Source organism: Ruminococcus sp. 1001713B170207_170306_F1 (assembly GCF_015668065.1).
GTDB classification, from domain to species: domain Bacteria; phylum Bacillota; class Clostridia; order Lachnospirales; family Lachnospiraceae; genus Blautia_A; species Blautia_A faecis.
The window spans coordinates 1-9,675 of sequence record NZ_JADPEX010000050.1; the positions used below are offsets into that span (position 1 = coordinate 1).

Genomic DNA, 9,675 nt, shown 5'->3' on the forward strand with positions numbered 1-9,675 from the left:
TGAAGACCGCATAGCCTTGTTACATATGCAGCAAAAAGAGGTAAATACCTCTGTTGTTTCTCTCGAGTCTCAGATACACCATCTTCGAGAAATGCTAAAATATGCCGAACAATATCAAAAAAATAAAATTTATGACGACCATTATAAAAGTTCCAAAGATCCAGATCGTTATTTCCGTAAATATGAATCTCAAATTATCCTTTTCGCTGGTGCCGAGCATATTTTACAGGAAAATGGTATAGACCTGAAACAGCTCAATACCAATAAGTTACAAGCTCAAATTTCAGAGCTTATTTCCAGAAAGAAGTCAATAAATACTCAATATGTTTCCTTTCGGAAAGAAATGAAAGAGTTGGAATTGATACATCAAAACTTGTCCAAGTATCTAAAACCGGATGATCCTGAAATAGAAAAATCTTCCCATAACAAACTTCCTTCTTTGTAAAACCATAATAATAGGCAGCGATTTCACTCGCTGCCTAAATTCCCGTTAAACCGATATCCTACACCTCGTACTGTTTGTATATATAATGGTTGTCCAGGATCATCTTCTATTTTTTCTCTGATATTGCAGATATGTCGCATAACCACATTATAATCACCGGAATAAGGTTCATTCCATACCAGATCATAAACCATTTCTTTTCCAAATATTCTACCTGGACTTTTCGCTAAAAGAAGTAAAATATCATATTCATATTTTGAAAGATGAACATCACTATCATTCTTTTTAACAATTCGTTCCTGTAGATATATTTTTAATTCTCCAAACCTTATAATTTCCGGTATGAATTGGTTTTTATGTTCCCAGCTAGTCAATATGTTTTCACTTATGCTTCCATTAGCATCTGTGATTCTCTCAATAATTTCTATCTTTTTCACCTTTATTGCCTCTACATTATTAATTTTATATTCTATATATCATCTGCCATTTGACTTTTTTCTTCTACAAGTAATATAATATATTTATTACATATGTAGGATTTAGCAGGAGGATTTTATTATGTCACTACCCCAAATTTCAGAAGCCGAATTTGAAGTTATGAAAATTGTATGGAAATATGCTCCCATCAATACAAATGAAATTACAGAAAAACTTACTCTAACTACCAGCTGGAGTCCAAAAACAATTCAAACTCTTATCAAGAGACTTGTTTCCAAAAAAGCTCTTTCCTACGAAAAACAAAGCCGGGTATTTGTCTATACTCCATTAGTCCAAGAAGATGAATATATACGCCAGGAAAGCAATTCTTTTTTAAAGCGATATTATAATGGAAATCTTTCTTCTATGCTGACTTCTTACCTTGAAGACGATAAGCTCTCTTCAACAGAAATTGATAACTTACGCCATTTATTATCAAAACATCAGAAATAGGAGGTTTTGAATGAGCAACTGGATTATCCACTTTTTAATCAGTAATATCTTCATATGTATTTTTACACTTGTAATAATCGGAACAAAAAAACTTCTGAAAAAATATTTATCTGCGGCTACACAGTACCATCTCTGTTTTCTTTTATTTTTACTACTTGCCGTGCCATTTTTTCCTGTACAGATTCATGGCTCACAACTTTTTTCATGGTTACATTTTTTTCAAACTGACTCAGGACTTAACTCTGGTACCGACACGCTATCCGAACTTACCAGTAATACACAAAATATTTTGTTAAACCAGGTGAATGATTTTTCAGTTTCCATCAGTAGTCAATTTTCTGGAGGCTTGAATACCATACTCTTTCTAATATGGATAACGGGTGTTATGATTATGTCAGTCCTCACCCTTCATTCATTAAACTATGTACGTTCCATAAAAAGATCTGCTCTCCCGCTTCAAAATCAGCAGGTAAAAACTATTTATTACAATTGTTTAAAGGAACTTAAAATCTCTCACCCAGTATCAGTCTACAGTACTGCATTTTTAAAATCACCAGTTTTAATCGGAATAATACATCCCAGAATTTACATTCCCATCCATTTAATTTCCGAACTGAATCCTGATGATATGCGTTTTATGCTGCTACACGAATTACAGCATTACCGTCACAAAGATACATTTATTGGCTTCCTCATGGTCATAAGTAATATACTCTACTGGTTTAACCCTTTTGTGTGGTACACTTTAAAAGAAATTCTCTGTGACCGTGAAATAGCCTGTGATTCTGCTGTATTGCAGATGATTTCTGCTGATGAATACCAAGCTTATGGAACTACACTGATTAATTTTGCAGAAAAAATATCCTCTTTTTCCTCTCCACTGGCAGTTGGAATGTCCGGAAATTTCAGGCAGATGAAACGACGTATTCTCAACATCGCCGTTTTTAGGAAAGAAACTCTTTATCAAAAAATGAGAGCATTGATAATTTATCTGGTCATTAGTGCTGTTTTTATTGGATGTACACCCATTTTATCCATTGATGCCTCTACTCAAAGCGTATATCATTTTAGTGATACAGACAAAAATATCTCCCTGTTAGATATATCCGAAACATTTGGAACATATGATGGATCATTTGTTTTGTATGACAATAATTTGGATTCCTGGAAAATATACGATCTTGAAGAAGCCACCAAACGTATTCCGCCAGAGTCTACCTACAAAATATACGATGCATTATTAGGGTTGGAATCCGGAATCATCACACCAGAACACTCTTCCATGACATGGAATGGTGATGCCTTTCCTTTTCCATCCTGGGAAGCTGATCAGGATTTAAACTCTGCTATGCAAAATTCCGTTAACTGGTATTTCCAGGCAATTGATTCGCAGCTCGGAATTAACAGAGTCCAGGAATTTTTGAATAAAATAGAATATGGAAACCAGACAACCAGTTCAAATCTGGATTTATACTGGTCCGATTTTTCATTAAAAATCTCGCCTTTAGAGCAAGTAACATTATTGAAAAAATTTAACACAAATGAATTCCATCTAAATTCCCAAAATGTATTTTCTGTTAAAAATGCTATAAAAATTGCCAGTACACCTAATGGTAATTTCTACGGAAAAACTGGAACCGGTCGTGTCAACGGACAGGATATCAACGGCTGGTTTATCGGATATGTAGAAACTTCCGATAACAGCTATTATTTTGCAACCAATATCCAAAGTGATTCTAATGCAACTGGAAAAAAAGCATTTGAAATCACTTCTAATATCTTAAAAAAATTACATATATGGAATTAACAAATATGAAAGGGCTGATAGTTGTTATCAGTTCTTTCTTTTTATTCTATATTGATATTTGGGAACTTCTTTCGTACCATTATTCAGAATTTTATTCCCCATATATTTAAAACTCTTATCATCGTTGAACTTAACAGTCAGCTCACTTGTAATAACGGCATCATTACATATAAATGTATCACATACAGCATCAACAACCAGCACATTGTTTCCCTCTCCGCTATCTCTTATTTCAACGACCTCCGGTAAAGATGTTCCAAAATAAGTAGGGCTATAATTTAAACAACCTAATCGTTCCCAGTCATAAGTTTGATGTTCCGAATCAAATACTGCCCATTTTTTAATTTGCTCCGCTGTTATCGGCAAAAACTCCATTATCAGATTTTCAAACTCTTCTGCCGGAATTCCACTTGAGTTACCTGAAAACTCATATCTCTCCCCGTATTTCATTCGATATAAATATTCATATAAACCATTATAATCTAACCCTTCCATATCAGATCTATCCCAATCAGAACATAAAAGATTATTCCCCTGATATCCAAGCAAATACACACACCTCTTTGAAACTTCCCTGCATTCATCACTTAAAGGTTTAATTCTTATCATAGAACTGCCATCAACCGCTTCTGATACTTCCGGATATTTTGGAACACATAGCGTATAACCAAACCAGCCTTTTTCTGTATATTTCCATTCTTCTATCCTTGTATACGAAACATATACAATAGATGGATTGTCGTTCATACCCCAAACAACTTTCACAGCCAACAAATACATATCTGTCCCATCATAATTGAATTTGAGTCTTTCTATCCCACCATCCCTGTTAATCCTATATAAGACGATATCTCCTGGCAGATCCTGTTCTGCCTTGAAAAGAAATTCTTCCATTTTAGAATAATTAGCCATATTTGAATACGGCGCTGATGTAATAACAGGGACATTTTTTTCCTTTAATACTTCCTGCATTTCTTCCATTACTGTCTCAGAAACTACTACATTCGATGAAGTTCCTTTATCCGCCTTTTGATAAATGGCTTTCATCTGATTCATAACATTCTTACAATCTTCAATAGCTTCTTCTTTCACGACTTCATCTACTGGCAAATCATATCCTCTTTCTTGTACAGCATAATTCGCAGTTTCCTGTGAAATATATTCTAAATCAGCCCCTTTACATTTTGTATTTCCTATGAAAAAGCATCCCAAAATGAATAAAACACTCACCATCTTTTTCAGTTTTCTTTTTGTACTCATATCAATTATCTCCATAACATTCCTCCCACTTTTCGTCTGATAATCTTTCCGTATACCAGGTAACCTCTATTTCTGACCTTGATACATAATTGGATACATATTGAAATCTATCTTTATCTAACAGCCGAATGGTTACGCTATGACAAAACGCCTGATCTAATTCTTTTTGTGGCCATACCGCATTTACTTCCAGTGTTATTGTTCCATCTTGATTTTCTATGTAGGAAACAACTTCCGGATATGGAATATATGGTGTGGGAGCAAAATCATATACGATTCCTCTGGTTCGATACCGATATGTCTGTATTTCTGTGTGAAATACCGTTCCTGTCTGCAGTATCTCTGCGCTTATATTAAAATATTTTTGAAATATCGTTTCAAATGATTCTTTTGGGATTTCATAAGTCTTTCCTTCCTTAAATTCATCAGTTTTTTCTTCCATTGAAAGTAAACGATCAAAAACATCATAAAAATTTATTCCATCATAATTTTTTTCACTCCAATTAGAAGTAAACAATTTATTAAGTGTATATCCAAAAGGAAGTATATATTTTCGATTCAACTCCCGACATTTTTTATTTAACGGTGCTACCCGAAAGTCCCGATATCCAGACGGTCCATCATATCCTGCCGGATGATATTCTTCTATAAAGAAATGCCCGTTTTCTGTATATTTCCATGAATTAGCTCTAAACTCATGATAATATGTTTCCTGCCAAGTGTCCTCTTTCCATTTAAAAGAGCTTACTTCAACGTCTATTTTCCCCTGTTTGGTTTTCAGATCATACCGGATAAAATGATCCCCTGCTATAACTTGAAATATAGTAGTTTTTCCATTCTTCTCTTTTTCTGCTTTTTTCAAAAAATCATCTACTTTAATACTTTGAACCATATCCAGCTGATTGTAGGAATCAATTACTGCATATCCATATTTTCCAAAATAATCCATACTTTTTTGTATTGTACTCAGCTCATATAGTGCATTTTCTTTCACAGCATTCTCATATATGTTCCGATAGCCTTCTGCTAGCATTTCACACTCTCTGTAAATTTTTTCTTTCGTATCTTCAATTGTCTTTTTCTGCTCTTTCTTTATGCCACATCCACTACAGACAGCAAGAAAAATAACTCCCACAAATATTTTCCAAATTTTTTTCATATCATTTTCCTCTTACATTTGTAATATTTAAAGGTAAAAATTATTCATTACCAAGATATTCATCCAGTATCGCCTTATCCTTTTCCACCACATAACCGCTTCCTCCAATATCTTTCACATTCTCTACCATACTGATGAGCAAAATAGGATTCTTTGTATCTCTATCTGTAGTAAAAACTGTAAACCAGCCAATTTCTGTTCCAGATGTATCTTCTTTTGTAGCTTTCAGTTCCGCTGTTCCGGTTTTTCCTGCTAATCTAATGTCTTCCCGGCATGCTCCATAACCAGTTCCTTCCGGGTTATTCACTACACCCTCTAACCCCTCCATAACCTCCGAAACAATTTGTGGTGAAAAAGCATCTTTTATCCAGATTTCACTGGAAGTGCTTCCATCATCCGCGTGAAGATATGGCTTTATCATATTTCCATCATTTAGAAAAGCCGTATAAATGCTTGCAAGATGCAAAGGATTTACCAGAATCTGTCCCTGTCCATACCCACTGTCAGCAAGCTGGATTTCTGTTTCTATCTTGTCCATATTAGAATATTTGGACTCTGACATTTTAATATCAAATGGAAGTTCCTGATTAAATCCTATTTGATTTAGAGACTGCATCAGTTGATCCGCACCAATTTTTAATGCTGCTTTTGCAAAATAAATATTATCTGAATAAATAAGCGCATTTTTCAAGATCACAGGTTCATAATCATGAAGTGTAGTCACTGTATAATCTCCCCACGAGGAATCTTTCTGCCACGCCAGACCCTCATTTCCAAAATCGTCATTTGCAGTAAATGCCCCCACTTTTAATCCAATTGCAGCAATTACAGGTTTAAAAGTTGAGCCAGGACACCATGTCTGGCGAAAGCGGTTGTATAAAGGCCTGTCTTCATTTTCATTTAATGCACTCCACTGGCTGTTGTCCATTCCACGTACAAAATCATTATTATCATAAGATGGCGTACTTACCAACGCCAATACTTCCCCTGTATAAGGATTCAAAGCTACAGAACATCCTCTGTCTTCTTTAAATTGTTCATAAAGAGTACTTTGAAGATCACCATCAATCGTAGTATGGATATCTTCTCCATCTTTTCTAGGCTCATATGCAATAACACTTTTTTTATTTCCATTTGCATCTACAATACAGATTTCACACCCATCTGTTCCTTTTAGTTCTTTTTCATAAAGCGTTTCCAGTCCAGTCTTTCCAATCACACTGTTTGTACGATACCCTTCCCCTTTATGTTCCTGCAAATCTTCGGCTGTAACCGCCTGTACATACCCTACCAGATGAGAGGCAGCTTCTTTTAGATAATAAGTTCGTACTTTTACATCAGATAACATAATACCTGGAATCTTCAATAATGTGTCCTGCTTTTCTTTTTCTTCCAGAACAGTTTTATCCGGATTCACTGTCAAAAGATCGACCTCTTGTATTTTAGGAATTGTTGCTACTGGTACAAAAGAATCTGCTTTTACCCAACCGGCTTTTAACTTATCCTCAATTTCGTCTGCTCCAATTCCAAGATACTCTGCCAGTTTTTTTATTGTATCTTCTCTGTTCTCCATCCTGCCCGGAACAATTCCTACCGAAGATGCAGTTCCCTCTCCAGCCAACTGACGACCATTTCTGTCTAAAATATCTCCTCTCTTTGCCTCTTCTGACGTTACCTGAACTTTATCCGTTGCAGATAACTCTGGAAAAATCAACTGATCCTGCCAGATTAAATGATATCCTGTCCAATCATGTGAAAATACCGCATCGTTGGTAAATTCTACATTTCCTGCAGCAGTCTGCATATTTGTTGTATAGGAAACTGCCGCATTTCCGTTTTCTTGTCTTTTTACTGTAATATCGGTTATGGACAGATCAGACATCTCAATGCCTTCATATATTTTAGAATTTCGTTCTATAAATTCTTCCTTACTGTTCATGCTGCTTTTTTTCTGATCCAGCATGGCATACATTTGCTCATATTCCCCTTTTTCAATATATTTCATATATTCCATTAGTCTTTTTTCAGGAACATTACAATTCATTATTGTTACAATACCGATTCCACCACCAATCAATATACCGCTAAATAAAACTATTTTTGTAATAATCTTCGTGTGTTTTTTTCTTTTCTTTTTTCTCATATAGTTTTATTTCTCCTTTTTTCATATTTTCTTAAATATTACACTTGTAATATTTAAACGTCAAGCTTTTTCTTAGGTTTATATATGTAGACAAGAGAAAAGATTTGCATAAAAAAGAAAGGGCATCTCAAAGCCTTCTTTGATAAAGAACTTTACGACACTCTGAGGTAATAGTTTCTCCGGATGTTTCCCAAACGCTATAATCACTCTCCAGAAGAACCAAAAACGATTTTTAATTTTCTCTCAGAAAAAAAAAGAACTACTCTAAATCTGCTGATCTTTGAAATAACCCTGCTCGTTTCTTATAATCACAAACATATTCAGACAACACATTCTTTGCTGGCAGATTATTATAGCAGAAAACGCAACAAATCCCTTTATTAACTTTTGTTCCATATATTTCCTGTACCAATCCTATTGTTTCATCATCTGAACAAAAGCTCTTCGGAATCTCCCTACAATCCCTGATAATAACGCAAATCTGTTTACTATGTCCTCTCTGTTAGTATACAAGCCAGCTAATCTCTTTATTATAGTATCTAAATACTTCTTCCCAATTCCACTACTCAAAATTTCTTCAGTCACTATTTCTGCAGATGTGTTTTATATCAGCCAGAGTTCCCCTGGCTGAATTCTTCCAATATATACCTGTTAACACTTCTCAATGCTGACACTTTTTCCTTCGCTTCTCATCTTTCACCTGCTATACTGCACTCTGGCTTGAATTCATTCCCTCTCTTCCAGTTCCGATTTATAATCTTCCAAGTCCATAAGAAAAGTCTCATAGCCTTCATCACTCATGCATAACAGCTTTCTTAGGGTATTGCAGACAAGCCTAATCATATCCGCATCCCCTTTTAGAAATGGAATGATATGGTCGATTGCTTCCATTGTGTCATTTCTGTTTCCTTTATCAAACATTGCGGTTACTAAACATTCGTCTGTATCAAAGTTCATTGTCAGATCCATCATAATTCTACATCCCCCTTCTTATGTGCTTTGGTTTTTTCTGCTTCTTTATTTTTCTGTTCCTGTGCTTTTGCCCTTGCCTGAAACTTTTTCAACGACTGCAGCACAGATTTTTTCAGTTCCCCTTTTTCGCCCTTTGCCGGCTCTTTCTTTTGTGCCCGGTTCGGTTCCACTGATCCGGATTCTTTCTTGACTGGTGCTTCTGGAACTTCCTGTTTCACTTCCACAGTCTGTTTTGTTTCCTGCACCTTTTCATGTTTCTCGTTCAGATATTTTTCCATATCGTTGATTGCTTTCTGTACCAATGGACTTTCTTTATAATGTGGAATCATATCAATCAGATGGATTTGTATATGAAGTAGACTACTCTCATATCCGAAAAATGAATACCCTGCTGGGAAATATCAGCAGTAATTTAAATCAGATCACCCGTCGTATAAACAGCACCAATGCAGTTTACCAAAAGGATCTGGACGATATAAAGGAGTTAATGGAAAAAATATGGCAGTTACAAAAATCCATGGTATCAAAACAACCGTTGATAAAGCAATAGAATACATCTGCAATCCAGATAAAACAGACCAGAAACTATATATTTCTTCCTTTGCCTGCTCTCCTGAAACAGCAGTTCTTGACTTTAAATACACTTTGGATCACACACATGACTGCCGAGATGCACATAATGCAAATAAGGCATTTCATCTGATTCAGGCATTTTCCCCTGGTGAAGTTTCCTATGAAGAAGCCCATCAAATTGGCAAAGAACTTGCGGATCGCTTACTGGAGGGAAAATACTCCTATGTTCTGACAACACACACTGATAAAGGTCATGTACATAACCATTTAATTTTCTGTTCTGCAGATAACATCACTTTTTCTCATTACCATGACTGTAAAAAGAATTACTGGAAAATACGAAATCTCAGCGACACTTTATGCCAGGAACATAACCTGTCCACAAT

General features: G+C 35.2%; 9 protein-coding genes and 2 pseudogenes. 5 read left to right on the forward strand and 6 right to left on the reverse strand.

Annotated elements, in window-relative coordinates; genetic code table 11:
• Window positions 1-445: pseudogene (locus I4V84_RS19170) on the forward strand (rlx protein); the annotation flags it as partial.
• A gap of 23 nt (window positions 446-468) precedes the next feature.
• Here the strand turns inward: I4V84_RS19170 and I4V84_RS19175 are convergent.
• Window positions 469-882: a response regulator transcription factor gene (locus I4V84_RS19175; RefSeq protein ID WP_005426519.1), complete on the reverse strand. Its 414-nt coding sequence runs from the start codon at window positions 880-882 to the stop codon at window positions 469-471.
• A gap of 118 nt (window positions 883-1,000) precedes the next feature.
• Between I4V84_RS19175 and I4V84_RS19180 the strand changes: the two genes are divergently transcribed.
• Window positions 1,001-1,375 (forward strand): BlaI/MecI/CopY family transcriptional regulator, encoded by a 375-nt coding sequence (locus tag I4V84_RS19180; protein WP_195993173.1) that lies wholly within the window; start codon window positions 1,001-1,003, stop codon window positions 1,373-1,375.
• Between the two features lie 10 nt (window positions 1,376-1,385).
• Window positions 1,386-3,182, forward strand: coding sequence for a BlaR1 family beta-lactam sensor/signal transducer (locus tag I4V84_RS19185; RefSeq protein WP_117628248.1), 1,797 nt, complete (start codon window positions 1,386-1,388; stop codon window positions 3,180-3,182).
• Window positions 3,183-3,209: 27 nt separating this feature from the next.
• Here the strand turns inward: I4V84_RS19185 and I4V84_RS19190 are convergent, their stop codons facing one another.
• From I4V84_RS19190 to I4V84_RS19210, 5 genes are all read right to left on the reverse strand, one after another.
• Window positions 3,210-4,457, reverse strand: coding sequence for a DUF6070 family protein (locus I4V84_RS19190; protein ID WP_117628249.1), 1,248 nt, complete (start codon window positions 4,455-4,457; stop codon window positions 3,210-3,212).
• Window positions 4,444-5,601, reverse strand: coding sequence for a DUF6070 family protein (locus I4V84_RS19195; protein ID WP_062807810.1), 1,158 nt, complete (start codon window positions 5,599-5,601; stop codon window positions 4,444-4,446). Before I4V84_RS19195 ends, I4V84_RS19190 begins: the two co-directional genes overlap by 14 nt.
• 40 nt (window positions 5,602-5,641) lie before the next feature.
• Window positions 5,642-7,744, reverse strand: a complete 2,103-nt coding sequence (locus tag I4V84_RS19200) for a penicillin-binding transpeptidase domain-containing protein (protein ID WP_195993171.1) — start codon at window positions 7,742-7,744, stop codon at window positions 5,642-5,644.
• Window positions 7,745-8,470: 726 nt separating this feature from the next.
• Complete coding sequence (locus tag I4V84_RS19205; RefSeq protein ID WP_015524609.1) at window positions 8,471-8,716, reverse strand: transposon-transfer assisting family protein; 246 nt, start codon at window positions 8,714-8,716, stop codon at window positions 8,471-8,473.
• Window positions 8,713-9,018: a hypothetical protein gene (locus tag I4V84_RS19210; RefSeq protein WP_117592916.1), complete on the reverse strand. Its 306-nt coding sequence runs from the start codon at window positions 9,016-9,018 to the stop codon at window positions 8,713-8,715. The genes I4V84_RS19205 and I4V84_RS19210 overlap by 4 nt, the downstream gene beginning before the upstream one ends.
• A gap of 38 nt (window positions 9,019-9,056) precedes the next feature.
• Here I4V84_RS19210 and mobC point away from each other — a divergent pair.
• Window positions 9,057-9,266, forward strand: a pseudogene (mobC, locus tag I4V84_RS19215) (plasmid mobilization relaxosome protein MobC); the annotation flags it as partial.
• On the forward strand, window positions 9,215-9,675 hold a 461-nt coding region (locus tag I4V84_RS19220), incomplete at its 3' end, for a relaxase/mobilization nuclease domain-containing protein (protein WP_195993172.1). The pseudogene mobC and the gene I4V84_RS19220, both read left to right, overlap by 52 nt.